Source organism: Burkholderia sp. WP42, assembly GCF_000745665.1.
GTDB classification, from domain to species: Bacteria; Pseudomonadota; Gammaproteobacteria; order Burkholderiales; family Burkholderiaceae; genus Burkholderia; species Burkholderia vietnamiensis.
The window spans coordinates 120,337-140,977 of record NZ_JQJT01000022.1 but is presented as its reverse complement, the minus strand read 5'-3'; the positions used below and the strand labels follow the sequence as shown (position 1 = coordinate 140,977).

General features: G+C 67.9%; 15 protein-coding genes and 1 pseudogene. 15 read left to right on the top strand and 1 reads right to left on the bottom strand.

What is annotated here, in order from left to right:
* Positions 1-16 precede the first annotated feature (16 nt).
* The 12 genes and pseudogenes from EX20_RS14930 (at position 17) to ugpQ (ending at position 12,172) form a co-directional block, all read left to right on the top strand.
* Positions 17-940: pseudogene (locus EX20_RS14930) on the top strand (competence protein ComA).
* Between the two features lie 8 nt (positions 941-948).
* Complete coding sequence (locus EX20_RS14925) at positions 949-1,572, top strand: hypothetical protein (RefSeq protein ID WP_034194008.1); 624 nt, start codon at positions 949-951, stop codon at positions 1,570-1,572.
* Complete coding sequence (locus EX20_RS14920) at positions 1,569-2,414, top strand: hypothetical protein (RefSeq protein WP_034194007.1); 846 nt, start codon at positions 1,569-1,571, stop codon at positions 2,412-2,414. Before EX20_RS14925 ends, EX20_RS14920 begins: the two co-directional genes overlap by 4 nt.
* Entirely contained in the window at positions 2,411-4,084 is a 1,674-nt protein-coding gene (locus EX20_RS14915; protein WP_034194006.1) for a type IV pilus secretin PilQ, read from the top strand. The genes EX20_RS14920 and EX20_RS14915 overlap by 4 nt, the downstream gene beginning before the upstream one ends.
* A gap of 40 nt (positions 4,085-4,124) precedes the next feature.
* The gene (locus EX20_RS14910) at positions 4,125-4,679 is read left to right on the top strand and encodes a shikimate kinase (RefSeq protein ID WP_011883025.1); all 555 of its coding nucleotides are present in this window, start codon (positions 4,125-4,127) and stop codon (positions 4,677-4,679) included.
* Positions 4,676-5,755, top strand: a complete 1,080-nt coding sequence (aroB, locus tag EX20_RS14905; protein ID WP_034194005.1) for a 3-dehydroquinate synthase — start codon at positions 4,676-4,678, stop codon at positions 5,753-5,755. The genes EX20_RS14910 and aroB overlap by 4 nt, the downstream gene beginning before the upstream one ends.
* A gap of 41 nt (positions 5,756-5,796) precedes the next feature.
* A complete protein-coding gene (locus EX20_RS14900; protein ID WP_011883027.1) occupies positions 5,797-7,005 on the top strand; it encodes a deoxyguanosinetriphosphate triphosphohydrolase in 1,209 nt (402 codons plus the stop codon).
* Between the two features lie 90 nt (positions 7,006-7,095).
* Positions 7,096-8,430, top strand: a complete 1,335-nt coding sequence (gene ugpB, locus EX20_RS14895; protein WP_011883028.1) for a sn-glycerol-3-phosphate ABC transporter substrate-binding protein UgpB — start codon at positions 7,096-7,098, stop codon at positions 8,428-8,430.
* Between the two features lie 97 nt (positions 8,431-8,527).
* Positions 8,528-9,412 (top strand): sn-glycerol-3-phosphate ABC transporter permease UgpA, encoded by an 885-nt coding sequence (gene ugpA, locus EX20_RS14890; protein ID WP_011883029.1) that lies wholly within the window; start codon positions 8,528-8,530, stop codon positions 9,410-9,412.
* Entirely contained in the window at positions 9,409-10,254 is an 846-nt protein-coding gene (gene ugpE, locus EX20_RS14885) for a sn-glycerol-3-phosphate ABC transporter permease UgpE (protein WP_011883030.1), read from the top strand. The genes ugpA and ugpE overlap by 4 nt, the downstream gene beginning before the upstream one ends.
* Before the next feature lie 32 nt (positions 10,255-10,286).
* Complete coding sequence (locus EX20_RS14880) at positions 10,287-11,372, top strand: sn-glycerol-3-phosphate import ATP-binding protein UgpC (protein ID WP_011883031.1); 1,086 nt, start codon at positions 10,287-10,289, stop codon at positions 11,370-11,372.
* 35 nt (positions 11,373-11,407) lie between these two features.
* Positions 11,408-12,172: a glycerophosphodiester phosphodiesterase gene (ugpQ, locus tag EX20_RS14875; RefSeq protein ID WP_034194004.1), complete on the top strand. Its 765-nt coding sequence runs from the start codon at positions 11,408-11,410 to the stop codon at positions 12,170-12,172.
* A 168-nt stretch (positions 12,173-12,340) separates the two neighbouring features.
* On the opposite strand, the gene EX20_RS14870 is transcribed toward ugpQ, so the two are convergent.
* Positions 12,341-13,072, bottom strand: a complete 732-nt coding sequence (locus tag EX20_RS14870; RefSeq protein ID WP_011883033.1) for an OmpW/AlkL family protein — start codon at positions 13,070-13,072, stop codon at positions 12,341-12,343.
* 192 nt (positions 13,073-13,264) lie between these two features.
* On the opposite strand from EX20_RS14870, the gene EX20_RS14865 reads away from it, so the two are divergent.
* From EX20_RS14865 to EX20_RS14855, 3 genes are all read left to right on the top strand, one after another.
* Positions 13,265-13,978, top strand: a complete 714-nt coding sequence (locus EX20_RS14865) for a transposase (RefSeq protein WP_034194003.1) — start codon at positions 13,265-13,267, stop codon at positions 13,976-13,978.
* Positions 13,979-14,290: 312 nt separating this feature from the next.
* Positions 14,291-18,994: a glutamate synthase-related protein gene (locus tag EX20_RS14860; RefSeq protein ID WP_011883035.1), complete on the top strand. Its 4,704-nt coding sequence runs from the start codon at positions 14,291-14,293 to the stop codon at positions 18,992-18,994.
* Between the two features lie 85 nt (positions 18,995-19,079).
* Complete coding sequence (locus EX20_RS14855) at positions 19,080-20,546, top strand: glutamate synthase subunit beta (RefSeq protein WP_014722301.1); 1,467 nt, start codon at positions 19,080-19,082, stop codon at positions 20,544-20,546.
* The last annotated feature ends 95 nt before the right edge of the window (positions 20,547-20,641 follow it).

The window sequence follows — 20,641 nt, the reverse complement described above, 5'->3', positions numbered from 1 at the left end:
ATCGCGGGAGGCTGGGATGGCTGGACGATGGGCGGCGCGCTTCGCGCCGGGCAGGCACCGTTCGACGGGGATCGACGTCGCGGCTGACGAGGTGAGAGTGGCCGTGCTGAGCCGGCGCGGCCGGGCCGCGGAGGTGCGTGTCGACGGCCTCGAACGGGAGTCGGTGGGCCTCGCGGGCGGGCCCGACGATGCGCGCTGGGCCGCGGTGGCGCGCGCGTTGGCGGCGGCCGTGGCGCGGCTGTCCGCGGCTGGCGTGCGCTGCGACACGCGCGGCGTGATGGCGCTGCGCGACGACGAGATGCGCACGGCGACGCTCGATCTGGCCGGACGCGCCGACGTCGCTGATGCCGCCCGTCAGGCCGCCGAGCGCATCTCGGGGCTGGCGCCCGACAGTCTCGCGTACGACTGGCGGCAGGACGATAGCGCATGCGTGGGCGAGATTGCGGTCGCCGTGGCGCCGCAGGCGTTGCTCGAGCGGCGGATCGACGTCGCTGCGCAGGCCGGCATCGACCTGACGGCGGTCGACGCAGAGTCGGCGGCCGCGCTGCGCGCGCTGCGCTATGCCGCGTAGTTCGAGCACGACGCGCACGGGTCGTACGCCGCGTTCTGGTTCGGCGATTCGGGCGTGTACGGTTGGCGGGTCGACGGACCGGTCGCCGCCTCGGTGCTCGCGATGTCGGGCAACGAGCGGTCGGGGTTGCCGGACGCGTTGCGGCGCTGCGCTCTCGAGCCCGTGCGCTGCGCGCTGGTGGCCGGCGACGAGCGCTGCATGGCCCGCTGCGGCACGTCGGTCGCCGACATCGGCGATGCGCTCGGCGTAGCGGCGGTGCCGTTCGACTGCACCGGATGGGACGGGCTGCCCAGCGAGCCCGCAGGCTCCGCGGGCGAGCCGGCATTTGCGCTCGCGATCGGGCTGGCGCTGCGCGGGGTGTGGGAATGATGGCCGGCATGGGAGCCGGGCCGGCTATCGCGAGCCGAGCCGCGCTCGGCGGCTTCAATCTGCTGCCGTACCGAGAGCGGCTCGCCCAGGCGTTGCGCCGTCGGCGCGCGACGCATCTGGGCGCGGCCATCGTGCTCGGCGTGCTCGCGGCCGGCCTTTGGACGGGAGCCGCCACCGTATGGCGATGGAAGCTCGACGCCGAGCGCGCGCGGCTGGACGCGCAGCTGCACCAGTGGCAGCCGCAGCTGGACGCCGCCCGGCGCGCCGCCAGCGCGGCCGCGGATGCCACGCAACGCGACGCGCGGGCGGCCGAGCTGGCTGCACCGTCCCGGCGCGTCGTCGCGTTGATCGCGATACTGGCGCATGCGCCCGACGACTCGGTGCAACTCGACGCGCTGCGGACGACTTCGTCAGGAGCCGTGCTCGACGCGCGCGCGTCGACCTACGCTGCGGCCGCACGGTGGCTTGCTCGGATCGCGGCCGGGCAGCCCGGCTGGCAATTCGACCTCGGCGCGCTGACGCCTGCTTCGCGTGCGCCGGACGCGGGCGCCGCCGCGCCGTTCCGGTTCTCCGTGCAGGTGCGCTGGCACGATGCGTCGCCACGGCCTAACGTGAAGGGAGGCGGCGCATGACGGCGCTCGCGTATCGCTCCATGCCCGGCGTTGCGCAGCGCCTCGGCCGCGTGACGCGGATGTCGCCGGCGGTCGCCCACGCGATAGGCTGCGTGCTGGCATTTACCGCCGTCGCGTGCGGCGTCATATATCTGATGGACGCCGCCGACGCGAGCGGGTTCCACCGCAGCCGTGCACTGCTGGCGACCGCGCACGCGCGCGTCGCTGCTGCACGGCGGATGCTTCCGACGGCAGCCGCGCAGCAGCGCGACCGCGGCGCGCCAGCCACACCGGCGTGGCCCGCGCTGCTGCTGGAACTGGCGGACCTGGCCGGCGCGAGCGGCTTGCGGATCGTGTCGATCGAGCCGGGGCGTGCAGACCAGACTGCGCCGGATGGCCGGCGAACCGTGCGAATGGTCGCGGAAGGCGGTTTCGCGGCGCTGCTGCGGCTGATGGACGGCCTGGCGCGCTTGCGAGCGCTCGTGGTGCCCACGCTCCTGCAGATCGAGCGGAAGGCGTCCGCCGCCCGGATGGACGTGACGCTCGACGTGTTCCCGGGGTTGCGGCCCGCTTCGATGCCCGGCGATGCCGCTGCGCCGCCTGCCGTAACGGCGGCCGGCGATCCGTTCGGCGGGGGGGGGGAGCCGATGTCCGATAATTCCGCACCGCGCCTCGCCGGCACGATTCGCGACGCTCGTGCGGCGCTCGCATTGTTCGAATCCGGCAACGGCAAGTTCTCGACGGTCGCGCCCGGCGACGCTCTCGGCGCGGCGCGCGTGACGCGTGTCGAGGCTGGCGCGGTAACGCTCGCGACGGCCGACGGCGCACGCCGGTTCGTCGTGGACGACGGAGGGCACCCATGAGCCGGCATGCGTGGTGGGCGATCGTACTCTGCGCGGGGCTGGACGCATCGGCGGCACAGGCGCCGCTGCCGCCGCTGCCTCCTTTGCCGCCGTCAGGATGGCCGATCGCGTCGATATCGCTGCACGGCGCCGACGTGCCGTTGCCGCAAGGCGCGCCCGACGGCCCGACCGTTGCCGCCGACGCGCCGGCCCGCGCGCCGGCCGAGCCAGCGCCGTTCGACGCGGCGGCGCGCACGGTGCACGACGCAGGCGCGAGCGCGTCGTCGGCGCCGCCGCAGCAGCAGCCGGTGCTGGAAGGTCCGCCGATTCCATTGCCGCCGCCCACGCGGATGAACGACCCCGCGGCGCGGCATGCGGGCGACGCGGACGATGCACGGCGAATCTCGCTGAATCTGCAAGGCGCCGCGCTGGCCGCTGCGTTCGACGCGCTCGCGCGCTTCACCGGCCTGAACATCATCGTCGGCGAGCAGGTGCGCGGCACCGTCACGTTGCGTCTGAACAATGTCCGTTGGCGCGATGCGTTCGATACGCTGCTCGACACGCACGGGCTCGCGATGTCCCGGCGCGGCAACGTGATCTGGGTCACGCCGGCGGCTGAACTGGCCGCACGGGAGCGCGAGCGCTTCGAAACCCATGCGCGTGCGGCCGAGCTGGAGCCGCTCGCGAGCCGCACCTTCGCGCTGCGTTACCCGCGTGCGGCGGACGTGCAGCGGCTGCTGGCCGGCGCGACCGGCCAGCGCCTGCTGTCCAGACGCGGCGCCGCGGCCGCCGATCCGCGGATGAACCTGCTGTTCGTCACCGATCTTGCGCCGCGCATCGCCCAGATTGCGGAGCTGATCGACGCGATCGACCGAGCTTCGCGACAGGTCCGGATCGAGGCGCGGATCGTCGAAGGCGAACAGGGCTTTTCGCGCAACCTCGGCGCGCGCGTCGCGCTGCGCGCCCACGGGCGCGCCCCGGCGGCCGACGGCGCGGCGGCCGCAACCGACACGCGCAATGCGCTCGATCTGACGGCCCGCGCCATCGGCGGCTTCGACGCGGCCACGGCCGGTTTCACACTATTCGCCGCGCCGCTCAGTCGCGTGCTCGACATCGAGCTGAGCGCGCTGGAGGCGCAAGGGCGCGGCCAGATCGTTTCCAGGCCGCGCGTGGTGACGGCCGATCGCGTGAAGGCGATCGTCGAACAGGGTTCCGAGGTGCCGTACCAGGCAAAGGTCGGCAACGGCGTGAGCGGCGTGCAGTTCCGCCGCGCGACGCTGAAGCTCGAGGTCGAGCCGCAGATCACGCCCGACGGGCGCGTCGTGCTCGACCTCGACGTGACGAAGGACAGCATCGGCGAGCCGACCGCGGCCGGTCCGGCGATTCATACGAAGCACGTTCAGACGCGCGTGGAGGTGGAGGACGGCGGTACGGTCGCGATCGGCGGGATCTACGAGCAACTGAGGCGGGACGATGTGACGCGCGTGCCGCTGTTGGGCAGAATACCGGTTCTGGGCGCGCTGTTCCGACACCGCGCGCGCAGCGACCAGCGCAGCGAACTGGTCGTCTTCATCACGCCGACGGTCGTCGGCGCACGTTGCGACCCCGCCGTGACGAGCGACGCCGATCCGGCACAAACGGGGCCGGAAGCCGACGGCGCAGGCTCGACAAGGCGGCCGCTTTGCCAGTAAGCTGCGCCACACACCAGCAAGATTCAAGCAGAGGAAGCCGTTGCAAGCGCGGGACCCACACGCAAACGTATTTTTCGTCGGCCTTATGGGAGCGGGTAAGACCACCGTGGGCCGTGCGGTCGCGCGCCGGCTCGACAGGACGTTCTTCGACTCCGACCACGAAATCGAGGCCCGCACGGGCGCCCGCATCCCGGTGATCTTCGAGATGGAGGGCGAGGCCGGCTTTCGCGACCGCGAATCGCAGGTGATCGCCGAGCTGACGCAGCGCGAGAACATCGTGCTGGCGACCGGCGGCGGCGCGGTGCTGCGCGCCGAAAATCGCGAATGCCTCAAAAACCACGGCATCGTCATCTATCTGCGCGCCAATCCGCACGATCTGTGGCTGCGCACGCGCAAGGACAAGAACCGCCCGCTGTTGCAGACCGACGATCCGAAAGCCCGCCTCGAAGCGCTGTACGAAGCGCGCGACCCGCTGTACCGCGAATGCGCGGATTTCATCATCGAGACGGGCCGCCCGTCGGTCAACGGCCTCGTCAACATGGTGCTGATGCAACTCGAACTCGCAGGCGTCATCGCCAAGCCGCTACAAGCATGATTACCGTCAACGTCGATCTGGGCGACCGCGCCTACCCGATTCACATTGGTGCCGGCCTGATTGGCCGCACCGAGCTGTTCGCTCCTCACATCAACGGTTCGTCGGTGACGATCGTCACGAACACGACCGTCGATCCGCTGTACGGCGATGCGCTGCGCGCCGCGCTCGCGCCGCTCGGCAAGCGCGTGTCCACCGTCGTCCTGCCGGACGGCGAGGCCTACAAGAACTGGGAAACGCTCAACCTGATCTTCGACGGGCTGCTCACCGAGCGTGCCGATCGCAAGACGACGCTGATCGCACTCGGCGGCGGCGTGATCGGTGACATGACCGGTTTCGCGGCTGCCTGCTACATGCGCGGCGTGCCGTTCATCCAGGTGCCCACGACGCTGCTGTCGCAGGTCGATTCGTCGGTCGGCGGCAAGACGGGCATCAATCATCCGCTCGGCAAGAACATGATCGGCGCGTTCTACCAGCCGCAGGCGGTCGTCGCCGATATCGGCGCGCTGGCGACGCTGCCCGATCGCGAGCTGGCGGCCGGCGTCGCCGAGGTCATCAAGACCGGCGCGATCGCCGATGCCGAATTCTTCGACTGGATCGAGGCCAACGTCGACGCGCTGAACCGCCGCGAGCCGGCCGCGCTCGTGCATGCGGTGAAGCGCTCGTGCGAGATCAAGGCGAGCGTGGTCGCCGCCGACGAGCGCGAAGGCGGCCTGCGCGCGATCCTGAACTTCGGCCATACGTTCGGTCATGCGATCGAGGCCGGGCTCGGCTACGGCGAATGGCTGCACGGCGAGGCGGTCGGCTGCGGGATGGTGATGGCGGGCGATCTGTCCGTGCGGCTCGGCCTGCTCGACGAAGCATCGCGGCAGCGGCTCGATGCGGTGATCGCCGCGGCCCGTCTGCCGGTGAGCGGGCCGGCGCTCGGCGAGGCGCGCTATATGGACCTGATGCGCGTCGACAAGAAGGCCGAGGCCGGCGCGATCAAGTTCATCCTGCTGAAGCGATTCGGCGATACGCTGATCGCGCCGGCACCCGACGAAGCCGTGTTCGCCACGCTGGCGAAGACCACCCGGTAACGGCGCTCCGGATGGCCCGGCGCCCCTGACATGGAGCACACGTGAGCGAGACATCCAGCAGCAAACCGATCGAAGCCGGCCGCGCATCCGTCGCGGCGCCGGCCGAGCCGCCGACGCTGGCGGCGCTGGAAGCCCATCTCGCTCCGTATGCCGCTCATGCGTCGCAGTCGCGTGGGCGCCGTCATGCCGAACAGCCGCCGGCGGCCCGCACCGAGTTCCAGCGCGACCGCGACCGCATCGTTCACTCGACCGCGTTCCGCCGGCTCGAATACAAGACCCAGGTGTTCGTCAATCACGAAGGCGACCTGTTCCGCACCCGTCTCACGCACAGCCTGGAAGTCGCGCAGATCGCGCGTTCGGTGGCGCGCAACCTGCGCCTGAACGAGGATCTCGTCGAAGCGATTTCGCTCGCGCACGATCTCGGCCATACGCCGTTCGGCCATGCCGGGCAGGACGCATTGAACGCGTGCATGCGCGAGCACGGCGGCTTCGAGCACAATCTGCAGAGCCTGGCCGTCGTCGACGAGCTCGAGGAACACTATGGCGCGTTCAACGGCCTGAACCTGTGCTTCGAGACGCGCGAAGGCATCCTCAAGCATTGCTCGCGCGAGAACGCGCGCAAGCTCGGCGCGCTCGGCGAGCGCTTCCTGCAAGGCCGCCAGCCGTCGCTCGAAGCGCAGCTCGCGAACATCGCCGACGAAATCGCGTACAACAATCACGACGTCGACGACGGCCTGCGCTCCGGGCTGATCACGATCGAGCAGCTCGCCGAAGTCGAGCTGTGGCAGCGCCACTACGACGCCGCGCTCGCCGAGTTCCCGCATCTCGAAGGCCGCCGCCTCGTGCACGAGACGGTGCGCCGCATCATCAACACGCTGATCGTCGACCTGATCGACGAGACCACGCGCAATCTCGCCCGCGTCGCACCGGCCTCGCTCGACGACGTGCGCGCGGCGCCGCAGCTCGTCGCGCACAGCGAGCCCGTCGCCGCGCAGGCCGCCGCGCTCAAGCGCTTCCTGTTCAAGAACCTGTACCGCCACTACAAGGTGATGCGCATGGCCAACAAGGCGCAGCGCGTCGTCACCGGGCTGTTCGACGCGTTCATCGACGATCCGCGCCTGCTGCCGCCGCCGTACCAGTCGGACGATCCCGCACAGCAGCCGCGGCTCGTCGCACACTACATCGCCGGCATGACCGACCGCTTCGCGCTGAAGGAATATCAGCGCCTGTTCGTCGTCAACGACAACTGACTGTCACAAACGATCACTAGACTTCGCCGGTTCAATGGCGATGGGAATGTTGCACACGCTGTTGGTAACGTTTTCATAGGAGAGAGGTCGATGAATAAGAAGCCTGCGGGGACCCTGGTTCGCTCGATCGCGCTCGGCGGCGCGTTGATGTTCGGGATGCAGCACGCGGCATGGGCCGCGACGGAAATCCAGTTCTGGCATGCGATGGAGTCGGCGCTCGGCGAGCGCGTGAACGAGCTCGCCGCGCAGTTCAACGCATCGCAGAGCGACTACAAGATCGTGCCGGTCTTCAAGGGCACCTACGACCAGGCGCTCGCGGCCGGCATCGCCGCGTATCGCAGCGGCAACGCGCCGGCAATCCTCCAGGTCTATGAAGTCGGCACCGCGACGATGATGCAGGCGAAGAAGGCCGTCGTGCCCGTCTACGACGTGTTCAAGCAGGCCGGCGTGCCGCTCGACGAAAAGGCGTTCGTGCCGACCATCGCCAGCTACTACAGCGACGCGAAGACGGGCCATCTGGTGTCGATGCCGTTCAACAGCTCGACGCCGGTGCTGTACTACAACAAGGACGCGTTCAAGAAGGCCGGGCTCGATCCGAACCAGCCGCCGAAGACCTGGGCCGACGTGCAGGCCGACGCGGAGAAGCTGCGCAAGTCCGGGATGTCCTGCGGCTTCACGACCGGCTGGCAGGGCTGGATCCAGCTCGAGAACTACAGCGCGTGGCATGCGCTGCCGTACGCGAGCCGCAACAACGGCTTCGACGGCGCCGACGCGGTGCTCGAATTCAACAAGCCGCAGCAGATCGCTCACATCGCGTTCCTGCAGCAGATGGTGAAGGACGGCACGTTCACGTATGCGGGCCGCAAGGACGAAGCGTCCGCGAAGTTCTACAGCGGCGACTGCGGGATCCTGACGACGTCGTCGGGCGCGCTCGCCAACGTGCAGAAGTTCGCCAAGTTCAACTACGGCACCGGCATGATGCCGTACGACGCGAACGTGAAGGGCGCGCCGCAGAACGCGATCATCGGCGGCGCGAGCCTGTGGGTGCTGGGCGGCAAGGACGCGGCCACCTACAAGGGCGTCGCGAAATTTCTCGCGTTCCTCGCGTCGCCGCCGATCGCCGCGAAGTGGCATCAGGAAACCGGCTATCTGCCGGTGACGACCGCCGCGTACGAGCTCACGCGCCAGCAGGGCTTCTATGCGAAGAACCCGAGCGCGGAAACGGCGATCAAGCAGATGATGAACAAGCCGCCGCTGCCTTACACGAAGGGGCTGCGGCTCGGCAACATGCCGCAGATCCGCACCGTCGTCGACGAGGAGCTCGAGCAGGTCTGGGCGCAGAAGAAGTCGCCGAAGGACGCGCTCGACTCGGCCGCATCGCGCGGCGACGAGCTGCTGCGCCGCTTCGAGAAGTCGGGCGGCTGAGCCCGCGTCGCGTTCGTGTCGCCGGCCGGCGCGTCGCAGTGGCGCGCGCGGGCGGCGGCACGGCCTCCTTTCCGCTTTGCCTGACCGGATCTCCGCGATGCAATCCCGTTCCAGTTTCGGCGCGAGCCTGCTGCCGTATCTGCTGATCGCGCCGCAGCTCGCGATCACCGCCGTATTCTTCCTGTGGCCGGCAGGCGTCGCGCTGTGGCAGTCGACGCAGATGCAGGACGCCTTCGGCACGTCGAGCGAATTCGTCGGCTTCGCGAATTTCACGCGTCTGTTCGCCGATCCGCTCTACGTCGACTCGTTCCGCACGACGCTGGTGTTCAGCACGCTCGTCACGGTGAGCGGGCTCGTCGTGTCGCTGCTGCTCGCCGCGTGCGCCGACCGCGTGATCCGCGGCGCGCGCGTGTACCGGACGCTGCTGATCTGGCCGTACGCCGTCGCGCCGACGATCGCGGCCGTGCTGTGGGCGTTCCTGTTCAATCCGAGCATCGGCCTCGTCACCTATGCGCTCGCCAAGGGCGGCATCGTCTGGAACCACGCGCTGAACGGCGGCCAGGCGATGTTCCTGGTCGTGCTCGCATCGGTGTGGAAGCAGGTCAGCTACAACTTCCTGTTCTTCTACGCGGGCCTGCAGGCGATTCCGCGCTCGCTGATCGAGGCGGCCGCGATCGACGGCGCCGGGCCGGTGCGGCGCTTCTTCAACATCGTGCTGCCGCTGCTGTCGCCGACCAGCTTCTTCCTGCTGGTCGTCAATCTCGTGTACGCGTTCTTCGACACGTTCCCGGTGATCGACGCGGCCACCGGCGGCGGCCCAGCGCAAAGCACGAAGACACTGATCTACAAGATCTTCACGGAAGGCTTCCAGGGCCTCGACATCGGCAGCTCGGGCGCGCAGTCGGTCGTGCTGATGATCATCGTCGTCGGCCTGACGGTGATCCAGTTCCGCTTCGTCGAACGCAGGGTGCAATACGCATGATCGAAAATCGCAAGGGCTTCGACCTGTTCTGCCACGCGGTGCTGCTCGCGGGCGTCGTCGTGATCGTGTTCCCGGTGTACGTCGCGTTCTGCGCGGCGACGATGAATGCGCAGGAAGTGTTCACGATCCCGCTGTCGCTGGTGCCGAGCACGCATCTGCTGGAGAACGTCGCGTACATCTGGAGCCACGGCAGCGGCGGCACGACCGCGCCGTTCGGCCGGCTGCTGGTGAACAGCTTCGTGATGGCGCTCGGGATCGCGGTCGGCAAGATCGCGGTGTCGATCCTGTCCGCGTACGCCATCGTCTATTTCCGCTTCCCGCTGCGCAACACCGCGTTCTGGCTGATCTTCGTCACGCTGATGCTGCCGGTCGAGGTGCGGATCTTCCCGACCGTGCAGGTCGTGTCGACGCTGCACCTGACCAACACCTACGCGGGGCTGTCGCTGCCGCTGATCGCGTCGGCGACCGCGACGTTCCTGTTCCGCCAGTTCTTCATGACGCTGCCCGACGAGCTGATGGACGCCGCGCGCATCGACGGCGCGGGGCCGCTGCGGTTTTTCTGGGACGTCGTGCTGCCGCTGTCGAAGACGAGCATCGCCGCGCTGTTCGTGATCACGTTCATCTACGGCTGGAACCAGTATCTGTGGCCGATCCTGATCACGACGGAGGCGTCGCTGTCGACGGCGGTGGTCGGCATCAAGACGATGATCGCGAGCGGCGACGCCGCGACCGAATGGCAATACGTGATGGCGGCGACGCTGCTGGCGATGATTCCGCCGCTCGTCGTCGTGCTGGCGATGCAGCGCTGGTTCGTGCGCGGCCTCGTCGATTCCGAAAAATGATCAACCTCCGGTAACCGGGAGAAGGACCAGGTATGGCTGCGCTGAGCTTGAAGGGCGTCAGGAAATCCTACGACGGCAAGCAGCACGTGCTGCACGGCATCGACGTGGAGATCGCCGACGGCGAATTCATCGTGCTGGTCGGCCCGTCGGGCTGCGGCAAGTCGACGCTGCTGCGGATGATCGCGGGGCTCGAGACGGTGACGGACGGCGAAATCGCGATCGGCGATCGCGTGGTCAACGCGCTGGAGCCGAAGGATCGCGACATCGCGATGGTGTTCCAGAACTACGCGCTGTATCCGCACATGACGGTCGCGCAGAACATGGGCTACGGGCTGAAGATTCGCGGCGTCGAGCGCGCGACGATCGACGAGCGGGTGGCCGCGGCGGCGAAGATCCTCGAGCTCGAGCCGTTGCTCGCGCGGCGGCCGCGCGAGCTGTCGGGCGGCCAGCGCCAGCGCGTCGCGATGGGGCGTGCGATCGTGCGCGAGCCGTCGGTGTTCCTGTTCGACGAGCCGCTGTCGAACCTCGACGCGAAGCTGCGCGTGCAGATGCGCCTGGAGATCCAGCGGCTGCATGCGCGGCTCGCGACCACGAGCGTGTACGTGACGCACGACCAGATCGAGGCGATGACGCTGGCGCAGCGCGTGATCGTGATGAACCGCGGCTACGCGGAGCAGATCGGCGCGCCGGTCGACGTGTACGAGAAGCCGGCGACGGTGTTCGTCGCCGGCTTCATCGGCTCGCCGGCGATGAATCTGATGCACGGCGCGCTGTCGGCGGACGGCGCGACGTTCACGGTCGCGGGCGGCGGCCCGGCGCTGCCGGTGGCCGGCGCACCGGGCGTCGGCACGACGATCGCCACCGGTCGCGACTGGGTGCTCGGCGTGCGGCCGGAGCATATGACGCCGCAGCCGGGCGTCGCCCAGGCGACGTTGCCGGTCGATTCGTGCGAGCTGCTCGGCGCGGACAACCTCGCGCACGGCCGCTGGGGCAACCACGACGTCGCGGTGCGGCTGCCGCACGCGGACCGTCCGGCGCGCGGCACCGCGCTGGCTGCGTCGTTGCCTGCGCACCGGCTGCACTTCTTCGATCCCGAAACCGGCCGGCGCGCCGGCTGACCCGACGAACCTCCGAACGAGCGACGAGGCTGACGATGACTTCCCTACCCGACTGGCCCTATCCGCGCGTCGTCGCCCATCGCGGCGGCGGCACGCTCGCGCCGGAGAACACGCTTGCCGCGCTCGACGAGGGCGCGCGGCGCGGCCACCGGATGGTCGAATTCGACGCGAAGCTGTCCGGCGACGACGTGACGTTCCTGCTGCACGACGACACGGTCGATCGCACGTCCGACGGAAGCGGGCCGGCGGCGGGCATGCGCTATGCGGCGCTGGCCGCGCTCGACGCCGGCGCGTGGTTCGACGCGCGCTTTGCCGGCGAGCGGATGCCGACGCTCGAGGCGGCGGCGGCGCGCTGCATGACGCTCGGGCTGGCCGCGAACGTCGAGATCAAGCCGTGCCCCGGCCGAGAATCCGACACCGGGCGGCGGGTGGCCGCCGATGCGGCGGCGTACTGGCACGGCGCCGCCGTGCCGCCGCTGCTGTCGTCGTTCTCGTTCGATGCACTGCGGCACGCGCGCGACGCGGCGCCCGGGCTGCCGCGCGGCATGCTGTACGAGCGCGTGCCCGACGACTGGCACGCGCAGGCCGTCGGCGCGCTCGACTGCACGTCGTTGCATGCGGACCACACGCAATTGAGCGAGCCGCTCGTGCGGGCAATCAAGGCGGCCGGCCTGCGCATCCTGGTTTACACGGTGAACGACCTCGGCAGGGCGCGCGAGCTCGTGCGCTGGGGCGTGGACGCGATCTGCACCGACCGCATCGACCTGATCGGCCCGACGGCGCTCGACGACATCGTGTAAGCCCGCGCGAGCCGAATTCGTTTCGCGTTTCGCCAGCGTGCCTGACGCGAAAAAACGACGCCCCGGCGGTTTCCCGCCGGGGCGTTTTGCATCGTGGAGACGTTACGCTCGGAAAAATCCGCTACAAATTGCAGCAGGATTAACCATTCCCCAAATATTCGACTACGCTTAGAAGCGGTAGCCGACGTTCACGTACGTGACGATCGGGTTCAGCGCGATGCGAGCCTTCGACGTCTCGGTCAGCGTGCCGACCTGGGTGCGGCGGGCGGTCGTGAACGTGGCGGTGACGCTCACCGGCACGTACGAGATCGACAGCCCGGCGAACCAGTGCTTCGTGAAGTTGTACGAGAAGCCGGCGTTGAACACGGGCGCCCACTGGTTGCTCGTGGTGGCGCTGGTCGGGCCGCCGAGCACGCCGTTCTCGAAGGTGCTGTTGGTGATCTTCGCGCCGGTGAACCAGACGTAGGTAGCGCCGACGCCGACGTACGGCCGGAACTTCGCGTTGGCGTCGTTGAAGTGGTAGCGCAGCAACACCGCCGGACTCCACTGGTATGCCCGGCCGAGCACGCCGAAGCGCGAGAACTGACCCTTGCCGGTGATGTCGAACTTTGGCGGTATGCCGAGAACGAATTCGGTGGAGATGTGGTCGGTAAGGAAGTAGCCGGATGCGAAGCCGAGCGTATCGGCGTCGTTGATGCCGGCGCCGGTGTTGGGAACGGATTGATTGACGGGCGTGCCGCCGACGCCGTACACGAACAGCGGGTCGCTGCTGTCTTGCGGTGACAGGTGGAACCAGCCGGTGCTGACGTAGAAATCACCTGCGGATTGTGCGTGTGCCGTGCCGCCTGCGGCCGCGAATGCGAGCGCAGCGGCCCCCGTAATGGCCAGTTTTCGTTTCATTGTGTCTCCTCCGATCAAGGGCGTGCTCATTATGACGACTGCGTTTAAAACCAAACAAGCTCGTAAGTTAGAGCTTTCTCCCTAGGATCCGCACGACCGTACGCTTTCGCGCCCCGCAGGGACAGGCATTCTACGCAAATGCGTAATTCGGACCCCAGGGTATTTCCTAACGCGTTCAAACGGACATTCAGCATGGCACGGTTAGCACGACTCTATGTTCCCGACCAGCCTCAGCACGTGATACTGCGCGGGCTGGATCAGCAACCCGCGTTCGTCGACGACCAGGACTACGAACTCTTCATCGATTGTCTGAAGGCGGCGGCACGCGATCACCATCTTTCGGTGCACGCGTACGTGCTGCTGCCGCGTCAGGTGCAGTTGCTCGTCACGCCGAGCGACGAGGCGAGCCTGCCGAAGGCGATGCAGGCCGTCGGCCGCCGCTACGTCGCGCACTTCAACCGGCGCTACTCGCGCCGCGGCACGTTGTGGGAAGGCCGCTACCGCGCGACGGTGATCGAAGGCGAGCGCTATTTCCTGCTCGCGAGCCGCGTGGTCGAGATGAGCCCGGTGCGCTCGCAGCTGGTGGCGACGGCCGACGCGTATCGATGGTCGAGCTATCGGCACCACGTGGGCCTGACCGTCGACAGCCTGATTACCGACCACCCGCTCTACTGGGCGCTCGGCAACACGCCGTTCGACCGTCAGCGCGCGTACAAGGAGCTGTGCGAACAACCGCTCGACGAGCGGCAGGCCGATCAGCTTCAGCAGGCGACGCTGAAAGGCTGGGTGCTCGGCGGCGACAACTACCGCGAGTGGGCCGCCCGCACCGCGAACCGGCGCGTGTCGCCGCTGCCGCGCGGACGCCCCAGAAAGGTGCGCGAAAACACGCCGCCGGCCCAGCAGTAGCGCCGGGGAGGCGGGCGGGGAGCGGCGCTGCGGGCGCCGCTTCTTTTTGCACCAAATCGTTACGGCCCCAATAAATAGGCACCACATCTGAGCATCTGTTTAATTGGGGTTCGATCATCCGGTTTTTGTTGCTATTCCCTTGATTCGTCGCGTATATTCCGAATTCCGGTGGCCCGGGCGCATGCAGCATGCAGCATGCAGCATGCAGCATGCCCAACCACCGTCGGCCGTGCCGTCTCCTGCCGGAGCGGGATCGACGGCAACAGAAAAATGGTTCAACGGCCCTCGAGGCCCCTTTACGACGGTGTCCCCATGAACGACCACCAGAAGCCGCTCGCCGCGGTGCCCGCCGCACAAGGTCTGTACGACCCGCAAAACGAACACGACGCCTGTGGCGTCGGCTTCGTCGCTCACATCAAGGGCAAGAAGAGCCACGAGATCATTCAGCAGGGCCTGAAGATCCTCGAGAACCTCGATCACCGGGGCGCCGTCGGCGCCGATCCGCTGATGGGCGACGGCGCGGGCATCCTGATCCAGATCCCGGACGCGTTCTATCGCGAGGAAATGTCGAAGCAGGGCGTGACGCTGCCGCCGGCCGGCGAATACGGGGTCGGCATGATCTTCCTGCCGAAGGAAAACGCGTCGCGCCTCGCCTGCGAGCAGGAACTCGAGCGCACCGTGCGCGCCGAAGGCCAGGTCGTGCTCGGCTGGCGCGACGTGCCGGTCGACCATGCGATGCCGATCTCGCCGACCGTGAAGGCGAGCGAGCCGCTGATCCGCCAGATCTTCATCGGCCGCGGCAAGGACATCATGGTGACGGATGCGCTGGAGCGTAAGCTGTACGTGATCCGCAAGACCGCCAGCCACCGCATCCAGGCGCTGAAGCTCAAGCACGGCAAGGAATATTTCGTGCCGTCGATGTCGGCGCGCACCATCGTGTACAAGGGGCTGCTGCTCGCGGGCCAGGTCGGCGTGTATTACCGCGACCTGCAGGACGCGCGCGTCGTGTCGGCGCTCGCGCTCGTGCACCAGCGCTTCTCGACCAACACGTTCCCGGCCTGGGAACTCGCTCACCCGTACCGGATGATCGCGCACAACGGCGAGATCAACACCGTGAAGGGCAACGTGAACTGGCTGAACGCGCGTACCGGCGCGATCGCGTCGCACGTGCTCGGCGACGATCTGCCGAAGCTGTGGCCGCTGATCTATCCGGGCCAGTCCGACACCGCATCGTTCGACAACTGTCTCGAACTGCTCGTGATGGCCGGCTATCCGCTCGTGCACGCAGTGATGATGATGATCCCGGAAGCATGGGAGCAGCACACGCTGATGGACGAGAACCGCCGCGCGTTCTACGAATACCACGCCGCGATGATGGAGCCGTGGGACGGCCCGGCCGCGATCGCGTTCACCGACGGCCGCCAGATCGGCGCGACGCTCGACCGCAACGGCCTGCGCCCGGCGCGCTACATCGTGACCGACGACGATCTCGTGATCATGGCGTCGGAAGCCGGCACGCTGCCGATCCCCGAATCGAAGATCGTCAAGAAGTGGCGCCTGCAGCCGGGCAAGATGTTCCTGATCGACATGGAGCACGGCCGCATCATCGACGACAAGGAGCTCAAGGACAACCTCGCGAACGCGAAGCCGTACAAGAGCTGGATCGACGCCGTGCGCATCAAGCTCGACGAAATCGAGCCGAAGGCCGAGGACGTGGCGGCCGGCCGCACGCAGGGCGCCGCGCTGCTCGACCGTCAGCAGGCGTTCGGCTATACGCAGGAAGACCTGAAGTTCCTGATGGCGCCGATGGCGGCGCAGGGTGAGGAAGCCGTCGGCTCGATGGGCAACGACTCGCCGCTCGCGGTGATGTCGAACAAGAACAAGACGCTCTATCACTATTTCAAGCAGCTGTTCGCGCAGGTCACGAACCCGCCGATCGACCCGATCCGCGAGAACATGGTGATGTCGCTCGTGTCGTTCATCGGCCCGAAGCCGAACCTGCTCGACACCAACAACATCAACCCGCCGATGCGTCTCGAAGTGTCGCAGCCGGTGCTCGACTTCAAGGACATCGCGAAGATCCGCGCGATCGACCAGTACACGGGCGGCAAGTTCAGCGCGTACGAGCTGAACATCTGCTATCCGGTCGCATGGGGCAAGGAAGGCATCGAGGCGCGTCTCGCGTCGCTTTGCGCCGAAGCCGTCGACGCGGTGAAGTCCGGCTACAACATGCTGATCGTGTCGGACCGCAAGACCGACGCCGACCACGTCGCGATTCCGGCGCTGCTCGCCACGTCGGCGATCCACACGCACCTCGTCCAGCAAGGGCTGCGCACGAGCACGGGCCTCGTCGTCGAGACGGGCTCCGCGCGCGAGACGCATCACTTCGCGCTGCTCGCCGGCTACGGCGCGGAAGCCGTGCACCCGTACCTCGCGATGGAAACGCTCGCGAAGATGGCCGAAGGCCTGCCGGGCGACCTGTCGCCGGAGAAGGCGATCTACAACTTCACGAAGGCGGTCGGCAAGGGCCTGCAGAAAGTGATGTCGAAGATGGGCATCTCGACGTACATGTCGTACACGGGCGCGCAGATCTTCGAAGCGCTCGGCCTGTCGAGCGACCTCGTCGAGAAGTACTTCAAGGGCACGGCATCGAAGGTCGGCGGCATCGGCCTGTTCGAAGTCGCGGAAGAAGCGATCCGCCTGCACCGCGATGCGTTCGGCGACAACCCGGTGCTGCGCGACATGCTCGACGCGGGCGGCGAGTACGCCTACCGCGTGCGCGGCGAAGACCACATGTGGACGCCGGATTCGATCGCGAAGCTCCAGCACGCGACGCGCAGCAACTCGTACCAGACGTACAAGGAATACGCGCACCTGATCAACGACCAGACCAAGCGCCACATGACGTTGCGCGGCCTGTTCGAGTTCAAGGTCGACCCGACCCGTGCGATCCCGATCGACGACGTCGAGCCGGCGAAGGAAATCGTCAAGCGCTTCGCGACGGGCGCGATGTCGCTCGGCTCGATCAGCACCGAAGCGCACGCGACGCTCGCGATCGCGATGAACCGGATCGGCGGCAAGTCGAACACCGGCGAAGGCGGCGAGGACGACAAGCGCTACCGCAACGAACTGCGCGGCATTCCGATCAAGGCGGGCGAGACGCTGAAGTCGGTGATCGGCGACGAGATCGTCAGCGACATTCCGCTGAAGGACGGCGATTCGCTGCGCTCGAAGATCAAGCAGGTCGCGTCGGGCCGCTTCGGTGTCACCGCCGAGTACCTCGCGTCGGCCGACCAGATCCAGATCAAGATGGCGCAGGGCGCGAAGCCGGGCGAAGGCGGCCAGCTGCCGGGCCACAAGGTGTCCGAGTACATCGGCAAGCTGCGTTATTCGGTGCCGGGCGTCGGCCTGATCTCGCCGCCGCCGCACCACGACATCTACTCGATCGAGGATCTGGCGCAGCTGATCCACGACCTGAAGAACGTCAACCCGAGCTCGAGCATCTCGGTGAAGCTGGTGTCGGAAGTCGGCGTCGGCACGGTCGCGGCCGGTGTCGCGAAGGCGAAGGCCGACCACGTCGTGATCGCCGGCCATGACGGCGGCACCGGTGCGTCGCCGCTGTCGTCGGTCAAGCATGCGGGCACGCCGTGGGAACTCGGCCTCGCCGAAACGCAGCAGACGCTGGTGCTGAACCGCCTGCGCGGCCGCATCCGCGTGCAGGCCGACGGCCAGATGAAGACGGGCCGTGACGTCGTGATCGGCGCGCTGCTCGGTGCGGACGAATTCGGCTTCGCGACGGCGCCGCTGGTCGTCGAAGGCTGCATCATGATGCGCAAGTGCCATCTGAACACGTGCCCGGTCGGCGTCGCGACGCAGGATCCGGTGCTGCGCGCGAAGTTCAAGGGCCAGCCCGAGCACGTCGTGAACTACTTCTTCTTCGTCGCCGAGGAAGTGCGCGAGATCATGGCGCAGCTCGGCATCGCGAAGTTCGACGACCTGATCGGCCGCCCCGACCTGCTCGACACCCGCAAGGGCATCGAGCACTGGAAGGCGAAGGGCCTCGACTTCTCGCGCGTGTTCTATCAGCCGGAAGGCTGCGAGGACGTCGCCCGCCGTCACGTCGAAGGGCAGGACCACGGCCTCGAGCGCGCGCTCGACCACGTGCTGATCGAGAAGGCGAAGGCCGCGATCGAGAACGGCGAGCATGTGTCGTTCATCCAGCCGGTGCGCAACGTGAACCGGACGGTCGGCGCGATGCTGTCGGGCGTGATCGCGAAGAAGCACGGCCACGACGGCCTCGCCGACGACGCCGTGCACATCCAGCTGAAAGGCACGGCCGGCCAGAGCTTCGGCGCGTTCCTCGCGAAGGGCGTGACGCTCGACCTCGTCGGCGACGGCAACGACTACGTCGGCAAGGGCCTGTCGGGCGGCCGGATCATCATCCGTCCGACCAACGACTTCCGCGGCAAGTCCGAAGAGAACATCATCTGCGGCAACACGGTGATGTACGGCGCGCTCGAAGGCGAGGCGTTCTTCCGCGGCGTCGCGGGCGAGCGCTTCTGCGTGCGCAACTCGGGCGCGACGGCGGTCGTCGAAGGCACGGGCGACCACGGCTGCGAATACATGACGGGCGGCACGGTGGTCGTGCTCGGCGAAACCGGGCGCAACTTCGCGGCCGGCATGTCGGGCGGCGTCGCGTACATCTACGATCCGGAAGGCACGTTCGCGGCGAAGTGCAACAAGGCGATGGTCGCGCTCGATCCGGTGCTGCAGCAGGCCGAGCAGGAGCGCACGGTCGATCGCGCGCTCTGGCACGCGGGTACGACGGACGAAGCGCTGCTCAAGGGGCTCGTCGAGCGTCATTTCCAGTTCACGGGTTCGCCGCGCGCGAAGTCGCTGCTGGAAAACTGGGACGCGGCGCGCCGCCAGTTCGTGAAGGTGTTCCCGAACGAATACAAGCGCGCGCTGGGCGAGATCGGTGCGAAGAAGGCGGCGAAGCAAGCGCTGGCCGCCTGAGCGACGAACGACATAGCGAATGCCGCGCGCGCCTGACGGCTGCGCGCGGCTCCCCCACCCGATACACCGAACAGAAGAGCACCTTATGGGCAAGGCAACCGGTTTTCTGGAGTTCGAACGCCGCCACGAGGCGTACGAAGCACCGCTCACGCGCGTGAAGCATTACAAGGAATTCGTCGCGGCGCTGACCGACGCGGACGCGAAGGTCCAGGGCGCGCGCTGCATGGATTGCGGCATCCCGTTCTGCAACAACGGCTGCCCGGTCAACAACGTCATTCCGGACTTCAACGATCTCGTTTACCGCCAGGACTGGCAGCAGGCGATCGAGGTCCTGCATTCGACCAACAACTTCCCGGAGTTCACGGGCCGCATCTGCCCGGCGCCGTGCGAGGCGGCGTGCACGCTGGGGATCAACAATGATCCGGTCGGCATCAAGTCGATCGAGCACGCGATCATCGACAAGGCCTGGGCCGAAGGCTGGGTGAAGCCGCAGCCGGCCGAGCACAAGACGGGCAAGAAGGTCGCGGTCGTCGGCTCGGGCCCCGCGGGCCTCGCGGCCGCGCAGCAGCTCGCGCGCGCCGGCCATGACGTAACGGTGTTCGAGAAGAACGATCGCGTCGGCGGGCTGCTGCGTTACGGGATCCCCGACTTCAAGTTGGAGAAGTGGCTGATCGACCGCCGCATGCGCCAGATGGAAGCCGAAGGCGTGACGTTCCGCACCAGCGTGTTCATCGGCAAGGAGCCGCTGCCCGAGTCGATCGGCAACCTCGCGAAGGAAACCATTTCGCCGGACACGCTGAAGGAAGAATTCGACGCGGTCGTGATCGCGGGCGGTTCGGAAACGCCGCGCGACCTGCCGGTGCCGGGCCGCGAGCTCACCGGCGTCCATTTCGCGATGGACTTCCTGCCGCAGCAGAACCGCGTGAACGCGGGCGACAAGCTCACCGACCAGCTGCTCGCGAAGGGCAAGCACGTGATCGTGATCGGCGGCGGCGATACGGGTTCGGACTGCGTCGGTACGTCGAACCGTCACGGCGCGAAGCAGGTCACGCAGTTCGAACTGCTGCCGCAGCCGCCGGAAGAGGAGAACAAGCCGCTCGTGTGGCCGTACTGGCCGATCAAGCTGCGCACGTCGTCGTCGCACGAGGAAGGCTGCGAGCGCGATTGGGCGGTCGCGACGAAGCGCCTCGAAGGCAAGAACGGCAAGGTCGAGAAGCTGATCGCGGTGCGCGTCGAGTGGAAGGACGGCAAGATGCAGGAAGTGCCGGGCTCCGAGTTCGAGATGAAGGCCGACCTCGTGCTGCTCGCAATGGGCTTCACGCAGCCGGCGGCGCCGGTGCTCGACGCGTTCGGCGTCGCGAAGGACGCGCGCGGCAATGCGCGTGCTGCCACCGAAGGCGAGCGCTCGTACTACACGTCGGTCGACAAGGTGTTCGCGGCCGGCGACATGCGCCGCGGCCAGTCGCTCGTCGTGTGGGCGATCCGCGAAGGCCGCCAGTGCGCGCGCTCGGTCGATGCGTACCTGATGGGGCATTCGGAACTGCCGCGCTGATTTCGGCCGCGAGCAGGTTTCGACGAGACGGGCGTCCGCGAGGGCGCCCGTTTTTTTATGGCGGCCGACCGCCCGTGGTGCGCGGTCGCATCGCG

Bases quoted from the DNA above. Each gene is read 5' to 3' on its own strand.
- ugpA (WP_011883029.1), top strand. From the start codon at position 8,528: ATGCAATCCCGTTCCAGTTTCGGCGCGAGCCTGCTGCCGTATCTGCTG.
- ugpE (WP_011883030.1), top strand. From the start codon at position 9,409: ATGATCGAAAATCGCAAGGGCTTCGACCTGTTCTGCCACGCGGTGCTG.
- EX20_RS14860 (WP_011883035.1), top strand. From the start codon at position 14,291: ATGAACGACCACCAGAAGCCGCTCGCCGCGGTGCCCGCCGCACAAGGT.
- EX20_RS14925 (WP_034194008.1), top strand. From the start codon at position 949: ATGGGAGCCGGGCCGGCTATCGCGAGCCGAGCCGCGCTCGGCGGCTTC.
- EX20_RS14880 (WP_011883031.1), top strand. From the start codon at position 10,287: ATGGCTGCGCTGAGCTTGAAGGGCGTCAGGAAATCCTACGACGGCAAG.
- ugpB (WP_011883028.1), top strand. From the start codon at position 7,096: ATGAATAAGAAGCCTGCGGGGACCCTGGTTCGCTCGATCGCGCTCGGC.
- EX20_RS14865 (WP_034194003.1), top strand. From the start codon at position 13,265: ATGGCACGGTTAGCACGACTCTATGTTCCCGACCAGCCTCAGCACGTG.
- EX20_RS14915 (WP_034194006.1), top strand. From the start codon at position 2,411: ATGAGCCGGCATGCGTGGTGGGCGATCGTACTCTGCGCGGGGCTGGAC.
- EX20_RS14855 (WP_014722301.1), top strand. From the start codon at position 19,080: ATGGGCAAGGCAACCGGTTTTCTGGAGTTCGAACGCCGCCACGAGGCG.
- aroB (WP_034194005.1), top strand. From the start codon at position 4,676: ATGATTACCGTCAACGTCGATCTGGGCGACCGCGCCTACCCGATTCAC.
- EX20_RS14870 (WP_011883033.1), bottom strand. From the start codon at position 13,072: ATGAAACGAAAACTGGCCATTACGGGGGCCGCTGCGCTCGCATTCGCG.
- ugpQ (WP_034194004.1), top strand. From the start codon at position 11,408: ATGACTTCCCTACCCGACTGGCCCTATCCGCGCGTCGTCGCCCATCGC.
- EX20_RS14920 (WP_034194007.1), top strand. From the start codon at position 1,569: ATGACGGCGCTCGCGTATCGCTCCATGCCCGGCGTTGCGCAGCGCCTC.